Source organism: Streptomyces ochraceiscleroticus, assembly GCF_000720485.1.
Classification (GTDB): domain Bacteria; phylum Actinomycetota; class Actinomycetes; order Streptomycetales; family Streptomycetaceae; genus Streptomyces; species Streptomyces ochraceiscleroticus.
In genome coordinates this window covers 1-325 of sequence record NZ_JOAX01000107.1, presented here as the reverse complement: position 1 = coordinate 325, position 325 = coordinate 1, and the positions used below count along the sequence as shown (strand labels likewise).

Sequence of the window (325 nt, the reverse complement as noted above, 5' to 3'; positions counted from 1 at the left end):
CCAGTCACCGCCCTTGTCGCACTCCAGCCAGCGCTGCGGGTCGGGGAAGAGCTTCTTCCCCTGCGGCGTGCGCCAGCCGCAGGGCGCGTGCCAGCCATAGGCCTCCGCACGCACCAGGGCCAGATCCATCACCGTCTCGCGGAACTCCTCCGCGTCACCGTTCTCGAGCCAGGGATGCCGGTTGAGGATCCCGTGCGCTCCCACAGTCATTCCACAGTGCATGACAGTCCCCCAACCGGCTTCCCAGTGCTCACATCACACGCCGCAACGCAGCTTCACGATCTTGGTGTACGCCTTCTCCGGCGAGTCGTCGACACCGATGATG

1 pseudogene is annotated in these 325 nt (G+C 65.8%); it reads right to left on the bottom strand.

What is annotated here, in order from left to right:
- Positions 1–210, bottom strand: a pseudogene (locus tag IG84_RS0137405) (hypothetical protein); the annotation flags it as partial.
- Between the last annotated feature and the right edge of the window lie 115 nt (positions 211–325).